Genomic DNA, 19179 nt, shown 5'->3' with positions numbered 1-19179 from the left:
AAGCGCCGTGCGCGTTGCCGTCGCGCGCGTTCGGGACGAGTGCGCAGACGTCGGCAGGGGTAAATCAGTAGGGGATTGTACCTAAGCCAATTCGGCTGTGCCGTCTGCTTCGCGCACTGTTGTATTTCGTCGATCCCGACACGATTGCGCAGCAAAAAGCCCTTCTTTCAAGGGACTTTTTTGTCGATCGCGCCGCCGTGACGGCCCGCGCCCGAGGCGAACTCGGCCGCGCCCGCCAGCCCTTGCGCGAACACCGCTGCGTAGCCGCCCGCACCCTCGCGGCGCAGCGCTTCGGGCAGATCGTCGAGCGGCGAATTCTCGTAGACGGAGCGGCGGTCCGCGAGCAGCGCTGCTTGAGGAAACGCTGCCAGTTCGGCGGCCAACTGTTCGGCGGCGGCGCGTGCGTGACCCTTCGGCACGACGCGATTCGCGAGACCGATCGCGAGCGCTTCGTCGGCGGTGACGGCGCGGCCGGTCAGAATCAGATCGAGCGCACGTGACTGGCCGATCAGCCGAGGCAGCCGGATCGTCCCGCCATCGATCAGCGGAATGCCGACGCGCCGGCAGAACACGCCCAGCACGGCATCTTCCTCGACCACACGCAGGTCACACATCGCGGCCAGTTCCAGACCGCCCGCTACCGCATGACCCGCAATCGCCGCGATCACGGGCTTCGTGAACATCATGCGCGTCGGTCCCATCGGTCCGGGACCGCTGCCGTCGGCGTGCAATTCATTGCGCCGCGCGTCGTCTTGCAGAGCAGTGAGGTCTGCGCCCGCGCAGAACGTGCCGCCCGCGCCCGTCAGCACTGCCACGCGCCACGCGTCATTCGCTTCGAAGTGTTGGAACGCGGCAAACAGTGCTTCCGCCGTCGGGCGGTCGATAGCATTGCGGCGCGCCGGCCGGTCAATGACGATGGTTGCGACGGCATCGAGCGGGCCCGCAACTTGCTGTTTCTGTGCAGTTGGGTTTTTTTGTGCAGTTTCGATTCGCACGTGGTCGCCGAACTGTTCGCCAGGCATCGTTCGCTCCGTTGAGAAGCTTTCGCAAAGACCTACACTGAATGAAAAGCACCATTTAAATGCGGTTGCACGCGCGCGGGCACCCTAAAGAAGCGCGCAAAACAACCGCTAAACGGAAAAGCAAAGCTCGAGCAGCGATGCGTAACGGACGGCCGGCGATGCAGCGCGAATCGCTTGTCCGCACGTCACGCGGTTTTAACAATCGACTCGTAGCTTAGGCGAATTTTGAACAGCCAGGGCGCGCGCACGCACCGGCGCAAGGAGTACGCCCGATGTCCACCTTGATGGAATTACCGACTACGTCACCTGCGGCTCCGCCGTCGCCCGGCAGCGAACCCGTCTGGATCGTTCCGTTGCACGAACACCCGCCGTACGGACATGTGCGCCTGAAACGCGTCTTCACGACGGACGGCACGCGGCATCAGGTCGTGCTCGTCGATGCACGCAAGCTGATCGCGTGCGCCGATCGCGACGACACCGATTACGTGCTGCGTCCCGTACAGGAATGGCATGGAGGGAAACTGCGCGGCATCCGCGAATTTCTCGATCCTTCGAATACGCGCATTCCGCAGATGCCCTACGTGACGATCAGCACGCGTCGCGCGCCGGGCCTGCTCGGCATGCTCAGGCTGGAGCACGAAGGCGTGGTCGCGTTTCGCAACGGGCAGCATCGCGCGCGCTACATGATGGCGGCGGGCGCCGTGTGGTTCCCCGTCGAAGTGCACGAGCGCGAGGCCGCGCTGCTGCGTCAGTACTGCGGCGCGTCCGACGATGCACGCACGGCGTTGCGGCCCACTTCAGCCGAAGCGAGCGCCGGGTCGCGCCCGAAGCCTTGAACCATTGATAGGAATGCGCCGCCCCGACGCTTCAACCTGCACGTCAACCGTTAGCGGGCGGCGCCTCGACGACATTGCGTGGCGTGCCATCGCGCCACGCCTCGACATTGCCGAGCGTCGTCTGTGCGATCTCCGTCATCGCCTCGCGCGTGAAAAACGCCTGGTGCGCGGTGACGATCACATTGGGAAACATCAGCAGACGCGCGAGCACGTCGTCCTGCAGCGGCAGATTCGAGTGATCCTCGAAGAAGATGCCGCCTTCCTCCTCGTACACGTCCAGTCCCAGATGCCCTAGCTGGCCGCTCTTGAGCGCGCCGACCAGCGCATTGCTTTCGACCAGCCCGCCGCGTCCCGTGTTGATCAGCATCGCGCCGCGCTTCATCTTCGCGAGCGCGTGGCGGTCGATCAGGTGATAGGTGGACGGCAGCAGCGGGCAATGCAGGCTGACGATGTCCGAGTCCGCGAGCAGCGTGTCGAGCGGCACGTAGCGTCCGCCGAGCGCGAGCAGTTCGGTGGCGGGCGGGCCGGGATCGTGCGCGAGCACCTGCATGCCGAAGCCCGCCATGATGCGCGCGAAGCATCGGCCGATGATGCCCGTGCCGATCACGCCGACCGTCTTGCCGTGCAGGTCGAAACCGAGCAGTCCGTTCAGCGAGAAGTCGCCTTCGCGCGTGCGGGCGACGGCGCGCGCGAGCTTGCGGTTCAACGCGAGGATCATCCCGACCGCGTGCTCGGCGACTGCGTAGGGCGAATACGCGGGCACCCGTACGACGCCGATGCCAAGGCGCTGTGCGGCCGCCAGATCGACGTGATTGAAGCCCGCCGAGCGCAGCGCGATGAGCCGCGTGCCGCCCGCGTGCAGGCGTTCGAGCGTCGCGGCGTCGACGCTGTCGTTGACGAATGGACACACGACCTCATAGCCCTCCGCGAGAATCGCCGTGTCCGCTTCGAGATGCGACTCCTGGAAGTGCAACTCGTAGCGGAACGCGGCATTCGCGTCGGTGAACGTGTCGATGTCGTACTGGCGGCTGCTGAACAGAATCATGCGCATGTCACGGATCTCCTCATGGTCCTCCTGTACGGAGTCGTCGGGCCGGGGAAGGCGCTGCGCGGCTCACGACGCGTGCCGCGCGAGATGCAGGTCGTGCGCCACGATGGCATGCGCGACGGCGGGCAGGACGGCTGCCGGACTGCCCGCATGCTCGATCGTGTAATCGACGAACGCGCGCGTCTTCGCGGGCAAATGACGGCGGCGCGGATACACGAGCGACACCCTAGCCTGCGATTCGTCGACGGTATAACCCTGCATGATGCGCTTCAACGTGCCCGTTGCGAAGTCGTCGGCGACCAGCGACTCGGGCAGCACGGCGATGCCCATGCCGGCGATCGCCGCGAGCCGCACCAGCAGCGGACTGTTGACCGTGTACGACGGATCGAGCGTGACGGGTTGCGGGTCGCCGTCACTGTCGATGAAATGCCAGACGGCCGGGCCGCGCTGCTCCGAGGGCGTCGCGATGCACGAATGCAGCGCCAGATGCTCGGGGTGATGCGGTTCCTCGCGCGCCGCCAGGTAGGACGGCGCCGCGCACGCCACGAGGCGCTGCGTCGCGAACGCCAGTTCGATGCTGTCGATCTCGGCGGCTGCGCCCGCTGTGATCAGCGGTCCCGCGACGAAGAGGCCGACGTCGTAGCCGTCTTCGATCAGGTGCGGCATGCGCTCGGCGAGCGTGAGCCGGATGCGCACCTTCGGATAATGCCGCCGGTAGCCGTCGAGCAGTTGAGTGAGCGCCTGTGGCGACAGCGCGCCCGTCGCGACGACGCGCAGCGTGCCGCCCGGTTCGCGCTCGGTGCCCGCGACGGAACCTTCCAGATGATCGAGTTCTTCCAGCAGCCCGCGACAGCCTTCCAGATAGTGCGTGCCCGCTTCCGTCAGCGACAGGTTGCGCGTGGTGCGGTTGATGAGGCGCGCGTGAAGATGCGCCTCGAGTGTGGCGATCGAGCGCGTGACCAGCGCGTTCGACACTTTCAGTTGCTGGGCCGCGCGCCTGAAGCTCTGTGTTTCGGCGACCCGGACAAAGACCCGCATTGCGTAGATCTGATTCATGGTGGCGCCCTCGAAAAGCGCGAAACTGCCGCGCGTTGTTGACCCGGTGGGTGGCGTGCGGCAGGCATGTCTGCGTCGGCCTTTGGCGGGTGTCATACGGGCATATTGCATGCAATTTGCCCGTACAGGATTTTGGAGATCCGGCTTAAAAATAATATTGACAGTCGCTGGGGATTACAATATTTATAAAAACGATGAAGCTATTTCGCAATTGTAAAAGGATAGTTTCCTGTCATTTTTGCCATTTTCGCGGAAAACGGTCTATACGATTTCCGCAGGCTTCAAATGCCGACATAAAAAAGGCCGCCTGGCCCCACAACGATGTTCCGGTTGTTCGACAACTTTGCGAGGGAACAATGCCTGTCAATGGAAGCAACACAAGCTGATCGCGGCTTGTAGTCAACGCGCCTTCACGTTCCGACGCCAATCACGCCGGGGTGGCGCATTGCATTTACGCTTCGAAAAATCCGGTTAATTCCGGCGAATACTCGTGCGCATTTTCATTAACCGCGACTTAAATGTCGCGTGGATTATCGCGCCCGCAATTTTTAAAAAGATTCATACAACGATCCGCTTTGCCGGGAAATCCGAACATGGTCGCCGAATTGCTTAAGTCTCAGCCGGAGATAGCGCTGTTCGCGAGTCTTGCACTCGGATATCTGATTGGTTCGTTCAGATTTGGCCCGATTCAGTTAGGAGGCGTCTGCGGCACGCTGATCGTGTCGCTGCTGCTCGGACAGACGGGCGCGCGCCTCTCGCCCGATCTTAAGAACATCGCGTTCGCGCTGTTCATCTTCGCGCTCGGTTTCACGGGCGGTCCGCAATTCTTCGCCAATGTCGGGCGCGGCTGGCGCTACGGGCTGCTGTCCGTCATCGAGATCGTCTCCGTGCTCGCGCTCGTGATGCTCGCCGTCGCGCTGCTGCATCTCGATCCGGGCACGGCGGCCGGTCTGCTGGCGGGCGCGGCGACGGAATCGGCGGTGATCGGCACGGCGTCGGAGGCCGTCGCGAAGCTCGGTTTGTCCGACGCCGGCACGCTGCACCTGCAGGCGAACATCGTCACCGCGTACAGCGTCAGCTACCTGTTCGGGCTTATCACGATCGTGCTGTTCACCAGCCAGTTCGCCGCGCTGCTGTTGCGCGTGAATCTGCGCGAGGAAGCGGAACGCCTGTGGCGGAAACTCGGCGGCGGCGATTCGCTCGGCGATGGCGAGCGGCTCGCCGCGCCCGCGCTGGTCGGGCGCGCGTTCCGGATCGGCCCGGCGGCGGGCGTCGCCGTCGGCGCGTTCGAAGCCCAATACGGCCACAACCTGACCATCGAGCAGATCGAGCGCCGCGGCGCACGCATGGCCGTCGCGCCCGATGTCGCGCTCGCTCCCGACGACCTCGTGCTGGTCAACGGCCGGCGCGAGGCGCTCGTGGCCGCCGCGCCGACGCTCGGCGACGAAATCGCGGCAGGCCACCATTTTTCGACGGCGCTCGCCGACACCGTCGATGTCGTGCTCACGCGCAAGGACGCGCACGGCGCGACGATCCGACAACTGCGCGAACGTGCCGACCCGACGCAGGGCCGCGGCATCTACATCGCGGCCGTGACGCGGCTGGAGACGCGCATTCCCGCGCTGCCCGGCACCGAACTGAATCGCGGCGACGTGCTGACGCTGGTCGGCATGAAGCAGGACGTGATACGCGGCGCGCAGCGGCTCGGCTACATGCTGCCCGCGACGCTCAAGACCGACTTCGTTTATCTCGGCCTCGGCGTGCTGATCGGCATGGCGATCGGGCGGCTGTCGGGCACCTTCGGCGGCGTCACGCTCGCGCTCGGTACGGGCGGCGGCTGTCTGCTGTCGGGGCTGCTGTTCGGCTGGATCCGCTCGCGGCATCCCCACGTCGGCTCGCTGCCGCCCGCTGCTGCGCAGATTCTCAAGGACTTCGGACTCGCCACTTTCATTGCCGCCGTCGGACTGTCGGCCGGACCGGATGCCATCAAGCTCGTGCGCGAATACGGGCTCGCGCTGCCCGTCGCGGGAATTCTGATGGTGCTGGTGCCGGGGCTGCTGTCGCTGTGGATCGGCCGGATGTTCCTCAAGCTCGACGCGCCGATGCTGCTCGGCGCGATTGCCGGCCAGCAGTGCAGCACGCCCGCGATCAGCGCGCTCGTCGGCGTGACGGGCAATTCGACGCCTGTCATCGGCTACACGATCACCTACGCGCTTTCGAACATCCTGCTGCCGCTGATGGGGCCCGTCGTCGTCGGGCTCGCGGCGCAGTTCGGCCACTGACGCGCCGATGACGGTCAAGCAAACAACTTCGAAGTCCGCGCAGCCGAAACAGGTCGCGCGGGCAGGGGCAACGGACGGGAGTGCCACGTCGTCCGCTGCATTACGTTGCGGGTCGCGGAAGACGCGCCCGTCTTTTCACTGAGAGGGCACGATGGACTGGATACACAACATCTTTCACAAATCACCGGAGATAGCGCTGTTCCTGTCGCTGGCCGTGGGCTACTACATCGGCCAGATCAACTTCGGCAAATTCCAGCTGGGCGGCGTCGGCGGCTCGCTGCTGGCGGCCGTCGTGATCAGTCAGGCGGGCGTGTCGATCGACAACGGCGTGAAGGCGGTGATGTTCGCCGTTTTCATCTACGCGGTCGGCTACGACTCGGGACCGGGCTTCTTCAACTCGCTCAACCGGCGGACGCTGCGCGAGATCGCGATGGCGCTGTTTCTCGCCGTGTCGGCGCTGATCACGGTCATCATCTGCGCGAAGATTTTCCACCTGAACAAGGGGCTCGCCGCCGGGCTCGCGGGCGGTGCGCTGACGCAGTCGGCCATCATCGGCACGGCGGGCGATGCGATCGCGCGTCTCGGCCTGCCGCCCGAAGAGGTGAAGTCGCTGCAGTCGGACGTCGCGATTGCGTACGCGGTGACCTACGTGTTCGGCTCGCTCGGCGCGATCATCGTGTGCGTCAACATCCTGCCGAAGTTCATGGGTCGCGACCTGCGCTCGGCCGCGCTCGACGCCGAAGCGAAACTCGCGGGCGGCACGCCGTCGCGCGCGCCCGGGCAATTGCCCGCGCTGCCGGAGCTGGTGGGCCGCGCGTTCAAGGTCGGGCCGGCGGCGGGACGCCAGGTGTCCGACATCGAGAAAGCGGGGCAGGACTTCATTTCGATCGAGAAGATCAGGCGCGGCGGCAAGGAAGTCGAGCCTGCGCCGAACGTCGTGCTCAATGCCGACGACATCGTCCTGCTCGTCGGACGGCGCGAGGGCATGGTGCCCGTCGCGCCGATGATCGGCCCCGAGGTGTCGGACGTGACCGACGTCAGCGCCGTCATGCAGACGCGCCAGGCCGTGTTCACCGCGAAAGGCCTGAATCACACGACGATCCGCGCGGTGCGCGAAACCGTCGATCGCGATCTGCGCCACGGCGTGTACCTCGAAAGCATCACGCGCGTCGGCCAGCCTGTGCCGATCCTGCCCGAGACGCAACTCGAACACGGCGACGTGCTCACGTACTTCGGCTCCGCCAAGGACACGAAGCGCGCGGTGCAGGCGACGGGCTACGAGTTGCCGTATTCGATCAAGACCGACTTCATCTATATGGGGATCGGCCTCGTGATCGGCCTGTTGATCGGGCTGATCGTGGTCAATGTCGGCGGCGTGCCGCTCACGCTCGGCTCGGGCGGCGGCTGTCTGCTCGCGGGTCTCGTGTTCGGCTGGATGCGCGGCAAGCATCCGATGTACGGCGTAATGCCGCCCGCTGCATCGCGACTGCTGCAGGACTTCGGCCTTGCCGCGTTCGTCGCCGTGGTCGGGCTGAATTCGGGCCTGCAGGCCGTCACGACGGTCAAGCAGCTCGGCGTCACGATCTTCCTGCTCGGCGTACTCGTCACGCTGCTGCCGCTGCTTCTCACGATGCTGTTCGGCCGCTATGTGCTGCGCTACGACAACGCGGCGATTCTCGCGGGCGCGCTGTCCGGCTCGCGCAGCGCGAACCCCGCGTTCGGCGGCGTGCTGGACAAGGCCGAAAGCGCCGTGCCGACCGTGCCGTTCGCCATCACCTACGCGATTGCGAATGTGCTGCTGACGTTGCTTGGACCGCTCGTCGTCGGGCTGGTGTGAATACCGGGGCCGACGAGACGTGCGCGCCGTCGGCTCTCTCGCTTATCAGGACAGTAGCCGGTGCAGGGAGCGGGCCGATGCCCGCATGCGCGCCGGCGCATTTCCTCTTTCACTGGAGAACGCATCATGGCAAAGGACAAGGGCAACGATAAAGCTGCGCTGCAAGCACTCAGTCCGTTCGAACTGAAGGACGAGCTGATCAAGGCGGCCGGCGGCGGCGCCGTCGAGCGCCCGGCCAATCTCTCGATGCTCAACGCGGGCCGCGGCAATCCGAACTTTCTCGCGACCGTTCCGCGCTACGGCTTCTGGCAACTCGGCCTCTTCGCGATGCGCGAGTCGGAGCGTTCGTTCGCGTATCTGCCCGAGGGCGTCGGCGGCTTTCCGAAACGCGAAGGGCTCGCCGAGCGATTCGAACTTTTCCTGCGCGAGAACAAGGGGTCGCCGGGCATTTCGTTTCTCGCGGGCTGCGTGTCATACGTGCGCGATCAGCTGGGTCTGTCGGGCACCGACTTCCTCTATGAGATGTGCGAAGGCATTCTCGCGTCGAATTACCCGGTGCCCGACCGCATGCTGAAGCTGTCGGAAGTGATCGTCGGGCAATATTTGCGGCGCGAGATGATCGGCAAGTATCCGTTCGTCGGCGAGTTCGACATCTTCGCCGTCGAAGGCGGCACGGCCGCGATGACGTACATCTTCAACACGATGAAGCAGAACCATCTGATCAAGGCTGGCGACACGATCGCGCTTGGCCGGCCGATCTTCACGCCGTACATCGAGATTCCGACGCTCAACGACTACGAACTGAACGTCGTCAATCTGGATGCCGACGTCGAGAATAACTGGCAGTACTCGAATGCGGAACTCGACAAACTGCGCGATCCTAAAGTGAAGGCGTTCTTCCTCGTGAATCCGAGCAATCCGCCGTCGGTGCGGATTAGCGACGAGAGCCTCGAATACATCGCGCAGATCGTCAAGGAGCGCCCGGACCTGATCCTGCTGACGGACGACGTGTACGGCACCTTCGCCGACGACTTCGTGTCGCTGTTCGCGCTCGCGCCGAAGAACACGATTCTTGTGTACTCGTATTCGAAGTATTTCGGCGCGACGGGCTGGCGTCTCGGCACGATCGCGACGCACAAGGACAACATTCTCGACAAGCTGATTTCCGAGCTGCCGAAGGACACGAAGAAGATCCTGCACAAGCGCTACGAGTCGATCACGACGGAGCCGGACAAGCTCAAGTTCATCGACCGGCTGGTTGCCGACAGCCGCACCGTCGCGCTGAATCACACGGCGGGGCTGTCGACGCCGCAGCAGGTGCAGATGGTGCTGTTCTCGCTGTTTTCTCTGATGGACACGCCGGACGCCTACAAGAATGCGCTCAAGCGCCTGATCCGCAGCCGCAAGCGCGCGCTCTACGAAGAGATCGGCATTGCCTTCGACGAGAAGGACGCGAACCAGGTCGACTACTACACGATCCTCGACATGGAGTACTTCGGCGAGCGCGCATATGGCCGCGAGTTCGTCGACTGGCTGCTGAAGAACACCGAGGCGTCGGAGATGCTGTTCCGTCTCGCGACCGAGGCGCGCGTCGTGCTGCTGCCGGGCATGGGCTTTGGGACGAAGCATCCGTCGGGACGCGTGTCGCTGGCGAATCTCAACGAATCCGACTATCGCAAGATCGGGCGCGCGATACGCAAGCTGACGGATGATTATGTCGAACGCTATCGCAAGGAGACGGGCAAGAACCTCGTGCGCAAAGAGGTTAAATGAGAGGTCAAGTGCGAGGTCAAGTGACAATCCGGCGCGCAAAGACCGGGATGCGTCTCTTGCGCAAACGGACAGATGGGTGAATGATCGAACGATGGCCCGCCGCCCGCAGGTGCTGCTGCGCGCGGCGGGCCATTTTTCCTGCAACGTTCACTTCCGTTTCATGCGCACCGATCATGACCATTACAACGTCCAACGTCGTTCCTTGTCCTGAAGTCGAATCGCTCGATGCGATTCTTCCCGAAGAACCGCTCCTGATGATGGGTGCCGGCCCCGTGCCGATTCCCGCCGCCGTCGCGAAGGCGAATGCGATCGTCATCAACCATCTGGGCAACACGATGGCCAAGGTGGTCGGACAGGTGAAGACGATGGCCCGCTACGTGTTCCAGACGAACTCGAAGTGGGTGTTGGGCGTCGCCGGCCCGGGCTCGGCGGCGATGGAAATGGCGATCTCCAATCTCGCGTGGACGGGCACGCGCGTGCTGAGCATCAAGAACGGCTTCTTCAGCGCGCGGATGGCGGAGATGGGACGACGCGTTGGCGCGGACGTGTCGCTGCTCGAAGTCGGCGACCGCGCGGTCGCGACGCTAGAGGAGGTAGAAGAAGCGATCCGCCGCACGCGTCCCGAGATCGTGACGATCGTGCAGGGCGAGACGTCGAACACCGTCTGGAACTATCACCTGAAGGACATTGCTGCGCTGGCGAAGAAGGCGGGCGCGCTGGTCGTCGTGGATGCCGTGTGCACGCTGTCGACGATGCCGCTCGACATGGACGCGTGGGGCATCGATGCCGTGATCACGGGCGGGCAGAAGGGATTGTCGTCGATTCCGGGCGTGTCGCTGATTGCGTTTTCGGATGCGGCTTGGGAGCGCGTGAAGGGGCGCAAGGATGCGAGTCCGCACTGGTGCCTGGATGCGTCACTTGCCGAGAACTTCTGGCACAACGCGGGGTATCACTACACGGCGCCCGTGTCGGGCGTGCTCGCGTTGCACGAGGCGCTGCGGCTCGTGTGCGCGGAGACGCTGGAGAAGCGCTTCGCGCGGCATCTGAAGTGCTCGCTTGCGTTGCAGGCTGGGATCAGTGCGATGGGGTTGCAGTTGTATGCGCCTGAGGCGTGTCGGTTGAATTCCGTTGTGGGGATCGAGGTGCCTACGGGATCTGGTTCTGCGCTGACGCCTGCGGATATCTGCGGGCATATCTCGCGGTATCACCAGGTCGAGATTTCAGGATCGTTCGGGCTGCCGATCGTGCGTATCGGGCAGATGGGCGAGCAGGCTCGCGCTCATAATCTTTTTCGTACGCTGCATGCGTTTGGGCGGACTATGTCTGAGCTTGGGGTAGGGGTGGATTTGCCAGCTGGCGTGGCGGCTTTGGAGCGGGCTTTGGCCGCTGGTAGAGAGTAGGTTTTTTGTTTGTCTGCGACGCTTGTCGCGGGTTTTCGTTTTTGCTTTTTGCTGCGGTGGCATCCGCGAATTCGTATCGGTGCTTCATGCGTTGCCCCTGTGCGGGGTGGCACCTACTTTTCTTTGCAGCGGCAAAGAAAAGTAGGCAAAAGAAAGCCGCTTCAAACCTCCGGTGCCGGCAAGGATGACGCTGCGGCACGGGTTCTTTGAGCTGTCGCGCAGCGACGCAAACACTCCGTAGAAAGCCCGTAGTCAGGCGCGCGCGGCGCGAAAGGTGACATCCACTTGGGGCACATTCGGTTGGCTTGGTCTTGTCCGTTTGCCGTCGGCCCAATTGCGACGTTATGTGCTTCAGACTGTGTGTGGGGTTTTCGCGCCGTGCGCGGTTGACTGCGGGCTTTCTACAGAGTGCCAACGTTGCTGCGCGATAGCTCAACTGCGGCATGCCGAAGCGTTATCGTGGCCGACACCGGAGGTTCAAAAGCGGCTTTCTTTGGTTACTTTCTTTGCCGCGGCAAAGAAAGTAACTGCCGCCCCGCACAGGGGCAACGCGTGAAGCACGGATACGAAATCGCGGATGCCAGCTACGAAATCATGAAGGGGGCCAAGCGCAGCAAATAACCTTAAGCCGCCGCAGGCGCATTAGGCGTCCGCGCATTGCGCAAATAAAGCATGGTCGACAGAGCAACAGCAGCGGCAGCAGCAACAGCGGCAAACAGGAACACCGACCCGTAACCAAACTCACCGGCAATATAACCGGCCAGCGGCCCGGTAATCCCGAGCGACAGATCGAGAAAAACGGAATAGGCGGACAAAGCCGCGCCACGGCTAGCAGGCGGCACAAGCCCAACAGCCTCAACGCCAAGTGCAGGAAACACCAAAGCAAACCCAAACCCGGTCAACGCAGCGCCAGCAAGCGCAACATGAGGCTCAGGCGCAAGCCACAACAACAGCAACCCGAAACATTCGAAAGAGAACGAAGCAATCGCGACGCGAAACCCACCATACGTCTTGATCGTGTTAGCAAACAGCAGCCGCGCACCGATAAACAGCGTACCGAACACCGTCAACGACAACGCCGCATTGGGCCAATGCCGCGCCGCATAAAACAGCGTGATGAACGTCGCGATCGAGCCGAAGCCCGCCGAGCCGAGCGCCAGCCCGATGCCATGCGGCAACACGCGCGTGAACACGCTGCGATACGACATCCGCTCACCGTGCACGACAGGCACTGCTCCGATCCGCTGAGCAAGCGTGTAACCGAGAGCCGCCAGCGCAATCACAACAACCCCAAGCGCGAAAAAACCAACGCTATGCGAAATCCATACACCGACAGGCGCGCCGATCGCAAGCGCGCCATACGTCGCGATGCCGTTCCACGAGATCACCCGCGCATTGTTCGATGTGCCGACGCGCCCGATGCCCCACAGGATCGCCCCCGTGCCGCACAGGCTTTCGCCGAAGCCGAGCACGAGACGGCTCACCACCAGCAGACTCAGACTCAACGTCGCCCAGCGGCCAAGCAACACGGCCAGCAGCAACAGCACGCCACTCACGCCGCAGCCGATGAGGCCAATCGTCACTGTCTTCTTCGGCCCGAGCGTGTCCGCTGAACGGCCCGCGAGCGGGCGCGATGCCAGCGTCGCGAAATACTGGACGCTGATCGCGAGACCCGCGATCACGGCGCTGTAGCCCAGGTCGTCGTGGACGTAACCCGGCAGCACGGCAAGCGGAATGCCGATCGTCAGGTAACAAAGAAACGTGAAGAAAACGACCGGAATGATCTGCAAAGTGGTCGCAAATTCGCTGCGCGGCGTAGCGGAGTCGGCGGACATGGGGAAAACGAGACTTGAATTTGGCGGGGACCCATGATTTTCACATGGAACCGATTCCCTTGCAGCCTTCGCTTAATAATTTTCTTACCCAAATATCGGGCTTTTCAGCCGATCTGACGGGTTTCCATCAATTTCCCCGATGTTCGCGTCCCGTCTTTTCGTGGCGTCGAGTCAATCTTCATGTCTGATTCACGTCAAAATCAATGAAGAAAGCTCATAAGCGACATGAGCGGTATAAGCCTGGGCATGCGCGGCTGTCTCAATTTATCGCTCCAGCTGTATGTCCCCCATGCGATCGGGCCTATGGGTTGTGAATATTGATGATGCTACTTTTCGAACCATCAGCCGCACCGTCCGCATTCCCCACGCGGACGCGAACAACCGAAACGAGCACGAGACATGAGCCAGCCGATCCGCTTCTACCATCGCAACGCGATCCGTGAAATCACCGACGCGCCCGTCACCCGCACCGTTCTCCAATACCTGCGCGAAGACGCGCGCTGCACAGGCACCAAGGAAGGCTGCGCTGAAGGCGACTGCGGCGCGTGCACGGTCGTGGTCGGCGAGCGCAACGACAATGGCGGCGTCAGCTTCAAGGCGGTCAACGCGTGCATCCAGTTTCTGCCGACGCTCGACGGCAAGGCGCTCTTCACCGTCGAAGACCTGCGCCAGCCGGACGGCAGCCTCCATCCCGTGCAGGAAGCGATGGTCGAGTGCCACGGCTCGCAATGCGGCTTCTGCACGCCGGGCTTCGTGATGTCGATGTGGTCGATGTACGAGAAGCACGGCCACGAGCATGCGTGCGCGAACAAGACTGTGCCGAACCGCGCCGACATCGCCAACGCGCTGACGGGCAATCTGTGCCGCTGCACGGGCTATCGGCCGATCATCGAGGCGGCCGAGCGCATGTTCCAGCTGCCCGCGCCGAAAGCGCCCGTCGACGTGAAGGCGCTCGCGCAGAAACTCGCGACGCTCGAACGCGGCGACACCTTCCACTACGAACACAACGGCCAGCAGTTCGACGCGCCGCGCACCGTCGCCGCGCTCGCGCAGATCAAGGCCGCGGCGCCGAACACGCGGATTCTCGCGGGCAGCACCGACATCGGCCTGTGGGTCACGAAGATGATGCGCGACCTCGGTCATATCGTGTACGTCGGCCAGATCGCCGAGATGCAGAAGATCGACGTCACGGAAGACTGGATCTCGATTGGCGCGGGCGTGACCGTCGAGCGCGCGTACGCCGAACTGGCGAAGCAATATCCCGAACTGACCGAGATGTGGCAGCGCTTCGCATCGCTGCCGATCCGCAACGCAGGCACGCTCGGCGGCAATGTCGCGAACGGCTCGCCGATCGGCGATTCGATGCCGGGCCTGATCGCGCTTGGCGCACGCGTCGTGTTGCGCGGCAAGGACGTCGAACGCGAGCTGCCGCTCGAAGACCTGTACCTCGCGTATCAGAAGAAGGACATGGCCGAGCACGAGTTCGTCGTCGGCCTGAAGGTGCCCGCGCGCAACGCAGCGCGCAAGAACTTCCAGTTCCGCACATACAAGATTTCGAAGCGCTTCGACTCGGATATTTCGGCCGTGTGCGCCGCGTTCTCGTTCATCGCCGATGGCGAAGCGATCCGCGAGCCGCGCATCGCGTTCGGCGGGATGGCCGCGACGCCGAAGCGCGCGACGCATGCCGAAGCCGCGCTCGCCGACAACGACTGGCACGAAGCCACCGCGCAGATCGCGATGCTCGCGCTCGCGAAGGACTATCAGCCGCTGTCCGACATGCGCGCCACCAGCGACTACCGCCTCGAAACCGCGAAGAACACGCTGTATCGCTTCTGGCTCGAAACGCGCCCGAACAATCCGCTGCAAAAGGGCGCGCTCGATGTGCGCGCCGTGCTGGCAGCGGGCGCGGAAGCGTCGGAAGCCTGATCGCGAACGGATCGAATACGGAGAACCAGCAGAATGAACCAGCAAGCCGAACCGTTCCTCAAAGACGCGAAGGAACTCGCCGACTTCACGCAAGTGCACGTGTCGCGTCCGCACGAATCCGCGCATCTGCATGTGAGCGGCCGCGCCACTTACACCGACGACATCCCCGAACTCGCGGGCACGCTGCACGCGGCGCTCGGCCTGTCGCCGAAAGCGCACGCAAAGATCGTGTCGATGTCGTTCGACAAGGTGCGCGCGACGCCCGGCGTCGTCGCCGTCTTCACCGCGGACGACATTCCCGGCCACAACGACTGCGCGCCCATCGTCAAAGGCGACGATCCGATTCTCGCCGACGGCATCGTCCAGTATGTCGGCCAGCCGATGTTCATCGTCGTCGCGACGTCGCACGATGCAGCGCGTCTCGGCGCGCGTCGCGCGGACATCGAATTCGAGGAACTGCCTGCCGTGCTGACGGCGCAGCAGGCGCGTGCCGCGAACCAGAGCGTCATCCCGCCGATGAAGCTCGCGCGCGGCGATGCCGCGTCGAAACTGCAGCACGCGGCGCATCGCGAAGCGGGCGAAATGCTGCTTGGCGGCCAGGAGCAGTTCTATCTGGAAGGACAGATTTCGTACGCGGTGCCGAAGGACGACGACGGCATGCACGTCTGGTGCTCGACGCAGCACCCGACTGAAATGCAGCATCTCGTTTCGCACATGCTGGGCGTGCATTCGCACAACGTGCTGGTCGAATGCCGGCGGATGGGCGGCGGCTTCGGCGGCAAAGAATCGCAATCGGGCCTGTTCGCATGCTGCGCGTCGCTGGCCGCGTGGAAGCTGCTGTGTCCCGTGAAGCTGCGCCCGGACCGCGACGACGACATGATGGTCACCGGCAAGCGCCACGATTTCCACTACACGTACGACGTCGGCTACGACGACGAAGGTTTGATCGAAGGCGTGTCCGTCGACATGACCTCGCGCTGCGGCTTTTCCGCCGACCTGTCCGGTCCCGTGTTGACGCGCGCCGTGTGCCACTTCGATAACGCGTACTTCCTGTCGGACGTGGCGATCGACGGCTTCTGCGGCAAGACGAATACGCAGTCGAACACGGCGTTTCGCGGTTTCGGCGGCCCGCAAGGCGCGTTCGCGATCGAGTACATCATGGACGACGTCGCGCGTTCGCTCGGCAAGGATTCGCTCGACGTGCGCCGCCGCAACCTGTACGGCAAGACGGAACGCAACCAGACGCCGTATGGTCAGGTCGTCGAAGACAACGTGATTCACGAACTGATCGACGAACTCGAAGCGACGAGCGATTACCGCAAGCGCCGCGCCGAAGTGCTCGAATTCAACCGCAACAACCAGGTGCTGAAAAAGGGTCTCGCGCTCACGCCCGTCAAGTTCGGCATCGCGTTCAACGTCACGCACTTCAATCAGGCAGGCGCGCTCGTTCATATCTATACCGATGGCTCAGTGCTCGTGAATCACGGCGGCACGGAAATGGGCCAGGGCTTGAACACGAAGGTCGCGCAGGTCGTTGCGCATGAACTCGGCGTGAGCTTCAGCCGCGTACGCGTGACGGCGACGGATACGTCGAAGGTCGCGAATACGTCGGCGACGGCGGCATCGACGGGTTCGGACCTGAACGGCAAGGCCGCGCAGGACGCCGCGCGTCAGTTGCGCGAGCGCCTCGCCGCGTTCGCCGCCGACAAGTTCGGCGCAGGTGAAGTCGCGCCGACACAGGTGCGCTTCGCGGGCGACTGCGTGCTGGTCGGCGATGCCATCGTGCCGTTCGAGGAAGTGATCGCGAAGGCGTATCTCGCGCGCGTGCAGTTGTGGTCCGATGGTTTTTACGCGACGCCGAAGCTCTACTGGGATCAGGCGAAGCTGCAGGGCCGGCCGTTCTTCTACTACTCGTACGGCGCGGCTGTGTCGGAAGTCGTGATCGATACGTTGACGGGCGAAATGCGCGTGCTGCGCGCGGATGCGCTGCATGACGTGGGCGCGTCGCTGAATCCTGCCATTGACGTCGGTCAGGTCGAAGGCGGTTTCATTCAGGGCATGGGCTGGCTGACGACGGAAGAGCTGTGGTGGAACGCGGGCGGCAAGCTGATGACGCACGCGCCGTCCACCTACAAGATTCCGACCGTCAACGACACGCCGCCCGATTTCCGCGTGCGCCTGTTCAAGAACCGCAACGCGGAAGACAGCATCCATCGCTCGAAGGCGACGGGCGAGCCGCCGCTGTTGCTGCCGTTCTCGGTGTTCTTCGCGATCCGCGACGCAGTAGCTGCCGTCGGCGATTACAAGGTGAATCCGCCGCTGAACGCGCCCGCGACGGGCGAAGAAATTCTCAAGGCGATTCGCGCGGTGCGCGCCGCCGCCTGAACGTTGTATGAGCGCGTGGACCTTCTTTACGAAAGGACGCTTGACATGATGCACGTTCCGACTTTCGCCGACATGCCCGTTCAGGTCGGGCGACGCAGTGGTCACGCGACGAAGCTGCCGCCGCCGATGCACGTCGTCCTGTTTGGCGCGGGCCATGTTGGCCATGCGCTGGTTTCGCTGCTCGGCCGCTTGCCGTGCGTGGTGCAATGGGTCGACGAGCGCGACGAGCTGTTTCCCGACGAAGTGCCCGCGAACGTGCAGGTCGAGGCCACCGATACGCCCGATGCGATCGTCGACGAAGCGCCAGCCGGCACCTACTTTCTCGTGATGACGCACAACCACGCGCTCGATTTCGCGCTTGCCGAGCGCATCATGCGGCGGCGCGATTTCACGTACTTCGGGATGATCGGCTCGAAGACGAAACGGGTGAAGTTCGAGCGTCGTCTGATCGATCGCGGTGTGGATCCGCAGCGTCTGTTCGAGATGACGTGTCCGATTGGCGTGCCGGGTATCGTCGACAAGGCGCCGCCGTCGATTGCCGTCGCCGTGTGCGCCGAACTGCTGCAAGTGCGTTCGCAGCAGATTTCGCTCGCCGATTTTGCGTCTGCTCAGGAGGCGGACTGCGTCGACGTTTGATCTACTGACCGATTTCTCCAACGGGCGCAGCGGGCAGACTCGCGGCGCCTGTTTTTTTCTGCGCGCCTGCTTCCTTCGCCGCGCCCCGCGCGCGCTTCGGCTTCTTCGCCACCAGCATCTCCGACACCTGCGCCATCAAGCCGCGCAGCCACGCGATATCGCTTGGCCGGTCCGGCTGCGGATGCCACATCTGATAGCACTTGATACGCGGAAACGGAATCGGCACATCGACGACGGCAAGCGGCAACATCTCCGCATAGTGCAGCGCGAAGCGGCGCGTCGTCGTGAAGATCAGGTCCGATTGCAGCAGCACTTGCGGCACGAGGCCGAAGTACGGCAGCGTCGCGACGATCCGGCGCGCCGCGTGTGCGCGCGCAAAGCCCGTGTCGATGGCGCCGCCGCGCGCGCCGCTGTAGTGCGCGGGCGCAAGATGCGGCGCGGCGAGATACGCGTCGCGCGTGAGCGGCGCCTTCGCCAGCGGATGATCGGCGCGCATCATGCACACGACGGTATCGGAGAACAGATCGCTGCGCTCGAAGCGCACATCGGGCTTCGGCCAGTTGCCGATCACGAGATCGAGTTCGCCCGTATCGAGTGCCGACGTGTGATCGAACAGCGGTCCAAGCGACTCGATTTCGAGCCGCGCATGCGGCGCCGCCTCGCGAAACTGCGCGATCACGGTCGGCATGAAAAAGTCGTTCAGATAATCCGGCGCGGCGATGCGGAACGTGCGGCGCGAGCGCGCCGGATCGAAATCGCCATGCGGCGTCGCGACGAAATCGACATCGCGCAGTACCTTTTGCGCGGCCGCAAGCAGCGATTCGCCGTATTCCGTCGGCACCATGCCCGACTTGCCGCGTACAAGAATCGGATCGTTCAGCGTTTCGCGCAGCTTGCGCAGCGCAGTGCTGATGGCGGGCTGCGTCTGGTTCAGCCGCAGCGCCGTCTGCGTGACGCTGCGCTCGACGAGCAGCGTGCGCAGCACGCGCACGAGCCAGATATCGAGTGAAGCGGCGGTGTCGTCGTCCATGAATCGGCGGGGCGGGGGAGGCCCGTTGAAGGCTTTCGGATACTTGTATCAGGCGATGCTCGCGTGGGCGGCGGCGTCTTCGGCGGACGCCGCGCCGCACGCGCGTACGAAGC

General features: G+C 63.8%; 15 protein-coding genes. 9 read left to right on the top strand and 6 right to left on the bottom strand.

Features of this window, described 5'->3' with window-relative positions; genetic code table 11:
- Positions 1 to 167 precede the first annotated feature (167 nt).
- Complete coding sequence (locus QEN71_RS26140; RefSeq protein WP_201650914.1) at positions 168 to 1022, bottom strand: crotonase/enoyl-CoA hydratase family protein; 855 nt, start codon at positions 1020 to 1022, stop codon at positions 168 to 170.
- Between the two features lie 272 nt (positions 1023 to 1294).
- On the opposite strand from QEN71_RS26140, the gene QEN71_RS26135 reads away from it, so the two are divergent.
- Positions 1295 to 1858 carry a plasmid fertility inhibition factor family protein gene (locus QEN71_RS26135; protein WP_201650915.1) on the top strand — a complete coding sequence of 188 codons (564 nt, stop codon included), beginning with the start codon at positions 1295 to 1297 and terminating at the stop codon, positions 1856 to 1858.
- 43 nt (positions 1859 to 1901) lie between these two features.
- Here QEN71_RS26135 and QEN71_RS26130 read toward each other — a convergent pair whose 3' ends face one another.
- Both QEN71_RS26130 and QEN71_RS26125 read right to left on the bottom strand, forming a co-directional pair.
- Positions 1902 to 2909 (bottom strand): 2-hydroxyacid dehydrogenase, encoded by a 1008-nt coding sequence (locus tag QEN71_RS26130; protein ID WP_201650916.1) that lies wholly within the window; start codon positions 2907 to 2909, stop codon positions 1902 to 1904.
- Positions 2910 to 2972: 63 nt separating this feature from the next.
- Entirely contained in the window at positions 2973 to 3962 is a 990-nt protein-coding gene (locus QEN71_RS26125; RefSeq protein WP_201650917.1) for a LysR family transcriptional regulator, read from the bottom strand.
- A 593-nt stretch (positions 3963 to 4555) separates the two neighbouring features.
- Between QEN71_RS26125 and aspT (QEN71_RS26120) the strand changes: the two genes are divergently transcribed.
- The 3 genes from aspT (QEN71_RS26120) to QEN71_RS26110 all read left to right on the top strand — a co-directional run bounded on the left by aspT (QEN71_RS26120) (position 4556) and on the right by QEN71_RS26110 (position 9854).
- Complete coding sequence (aspT, locus tag QEN71_RS26120; RefSeq protein ID WP_201650918.1) at positions 4556 to 6244, top strand: aspartate-alanine antiporter; 1689 nt, start codon at positions 4556 to 4558, stop codon at positions 6242 to 6244.
- A gap of 151 nt (positions 6245 to 6395) precedes the next feature.
- Entirely contained in the window at positions 6396 to 8081 is a 1686-nt protein-coding gene (aspT, locus tag QEN71_RS26115; RefSeq protein ID WP_201650919.1) for an aspartate-alanine antiporter, read from the top strand.
- 126 nt (positions 8082 to 8207) lie between these two features.
- A complete protein-coding gene (locus QEN71_RS26110) occupies positions 8208 to 9854 on the top strand; it encodes a bifunctional aspartate transaminase/aspartate 4-decarboxylase (RefSeq protein ID WP_201650920.1) in 1647 nt (548 codons plus the stop codon).
- 16 nt (positions 9855 to 9870) lie between these two features.
- Here QEN71_RS26110 and QEN71_RS26105 read toward each other — a convergent pair whose 3' ends face one another.
- A complete protein-coding gene (locus tag QEN71_RS26105; protein ID WP_201650921.1) occupies positions 9871 to 10035 on the bottom strand; it encodes a hypothetical protein in 165 nt (54 codons plus the stop codon).
- Between QEN71_RS26105 and QEN71_RS26100 the strand changes: the two genes are divergently transcribed.
- Positions 10028 to 11254 carry a pyridoxal-phosphate-dependent aminotransferase family protein gene (locus tag QEN71_RS26100; protein WP_201650922.1) on the top strand — a complete coding sequence of 409 codons (1227 nt, stop codon included), beginning with the start codon at positions 10028 to 10030 and terminating at the stop codon, positions 11252 to 11254. The genes QEN71_RS26105 and QEN71_RS26100 overlap by 8 nt on opposite strands.
- Before the next feature lie 459 nt (positions 11255 to 11713).
- The gene (locus QEN71_RS26095; protein WP_201650923.1) at positions 11714 to 11875 is read left to right on the top strand and encodes a hypothetical protein; all 162 of its coding nucleotides are present in this window, start codon (positions 11714 to 11716) and stop codon (positions 11873 to 11875) included.
- A gap of 2 nt (positions 11876 to 11877) precedes the next feature.
- On the opposite strand, the gene QEN71_RS26090 is transcribed toward QEN71_RS26095, so the two are convergent.
- Positions 11878 to 13089, bottom strand: a complete 1212-nt coding sequence (locus tag QEN71_RS26090) for an MFS transporter (RefSeq protein ID WP_201650924.1) — start codon at positions 13087 to 13089, stop codon at positions 11878 to 11880.
- A gap of 399 nt (positions 13090 to 13488) precedes the next feature.
- Between QEN71_RS26090 and xdhA the strand changes: the two genes are divergently transcribed.
- Genes xdhA through xdhC form a run of 3 tightly spaced genes read left to right on the top strand, consistent with a single transcriptional unit; the run spans position 13489 to position 18036 of the window.
- Positions 13489 to 15015, top strand: coding sequence for a xanthine dehydrogenase small subunit (gene xdhA / locus QEN71_RS26085; RefSeq protein ID WP_201650925.1), 1527 nt, complete (start codon positions 13489 to 13491; stop codon positions 15013 to 15015).
- Between the two features lie 33 nt (positions 15016 to 15048).
- The gene (gene xdhB, locus QEN71_RS26080) at positions 15049 to 17400 is read left to right on the top strand and encodes a xanthine dehydrogenase molybdopterin binding subunit (protein WP_201650926.1); all 2352 of its coding nucleotides are present in this window, start codon (positions 15049 to 15051) and stop codon (positions 17398 to 17400) included.
- Between the two features lie 45 nt (positions 17401 to 17445).
- Complete coding sequence (gene xdhC / locus QEN71_RS26075; protein WP_201650927.1) at positions 17446 to 18036, top strand: xanthine dehydrogenase accessory protein XdhC; 591 nt, start codon at positions 17446 to 17448, stop codon at positions 18034 to 18036.
- Position 18037: 1 nt separating this feature from the next.
- Here xdhC and QEN71_RS26070 read toward each other — a convergent pair whose 3' ends face one another.
- A complete protein-coding gene (locus tag QEN71_RS26070; RefSeq protein ID WP_201650928.1) occupies positions 18038 to 19066 on the bottom strand; it encodes a LysR substrate-binding domain-containing protein in 1029 nt (342 codons plus the stop codon).
- Between the last annotated feature and the right edge of the window lie 113 nt (positions 19067 to 19179).

The organism is Paraburkholderia sabiae (assembly GCF_030412785.1).
Taxonomy (GTDB): Bacteria; Pseudomonadota; Gammaproteobacteria; order Burkholderiales; family Burkholderiaceae; genus Paraburkholderia; species Paraburkholderia sabiae.
The sequence above is the reverse complement of the archived record's forward strand: the minus strand, read 5'-3'. Positions and strand labels throughout refer to the sequence as shown.

Coding starts and splice junctions, on each gene's coding strand:
- QEN71_RS26140 (WP_201650914.1), bottom strand. CDS start 1,022: ATGCCTGGCGAACAGTTCGGCGACCACGTGCGAATCGAAACTGCACAA.
- QEN71_RS26135 (WP_201650915.1), top strand. CDS start 1,295: ATGTCCACCTTGATGGAATTACCGACTACGTCACCTGCGGCTCCGCCG.
- QEN71_RS26130 (WP_201650916.1), bottom strand. CDS start 2,909: ATGCGCATGATTCTGTTCAGCAGCCGCCAGTACGACATCGACACGTTC.
- QEN71_RS26125 (WP_201650917.1), bottom strand. CDS start 3,962: ATGAATCAGATCTACGCAATGCGGGTCTTTGTCCGGGTCGCCGAAACA.
- aspT (WP_201650918.1), top strand. CDS start 4,556: ATGGTCGCCGAATTGCTTAAGTCTCAGCCGGAGATAGCGCTGTTCGCG.
- aspT (WP_201650919.1), top strand. CDS start 6,396: ATGGACTGGATACACAACATCTTTCACAAATCACCGGAGATAGCGCTG.
- QEN71_RS26110 (WP_201650920.1), top strand. CDS start 8,208: ATGGCAAAGGACAAGGGCAACGATAAAGCTGCGCTGCAAGCACTCAGT.
- QEN71_RS26100 (WP_201650922.1), top strand. CDS start 10,028: ATGACCATTACAACGTCCAACGTCGTTCCTTGTCCTGAAGTCGAATCG.
- QEN71_RS26105 (WP_201650921.1), bottom strand. CDS start 10,035: ATGGTCATGATCGGTGCGCATGAAACGGAAGTGAACGTTGCAGGAAAA.
- QEN71_RS26090 (WP_201650924.1), bottom strand. CDS start 13,089: ATGTCCGCCGACTCCGCTACGCCGCGCAGCGAATTTGCGACCACTTTG.
- xdhA (WP_201650925.1), top strand. CDS start 13,489: ATGAGCCAGCCGATCCGCTTCTACCATCGCAACGCGATCCGTGAAATC.
- xdhB (WP_201650926.1), top strand. CDS start 15,049: ATGAACCAGCAAGCCGAACCGTTCCTCAAAGACGCGAAGGAACTCGCC.
- xdhC (WP_201650927.1), top strand. CDS start 17,446: ATGATGCACGTTCCGACTTTCGCCGACATGCCCGTTCAGGTCGGGCGA.
- QEN71_RS26070 (WP_201650928.1), bottom strand. CDS start 19,066: ATGGACGACGACACCGCCGCTTCACTCGATATCTGGCTCGTGCGCGTG.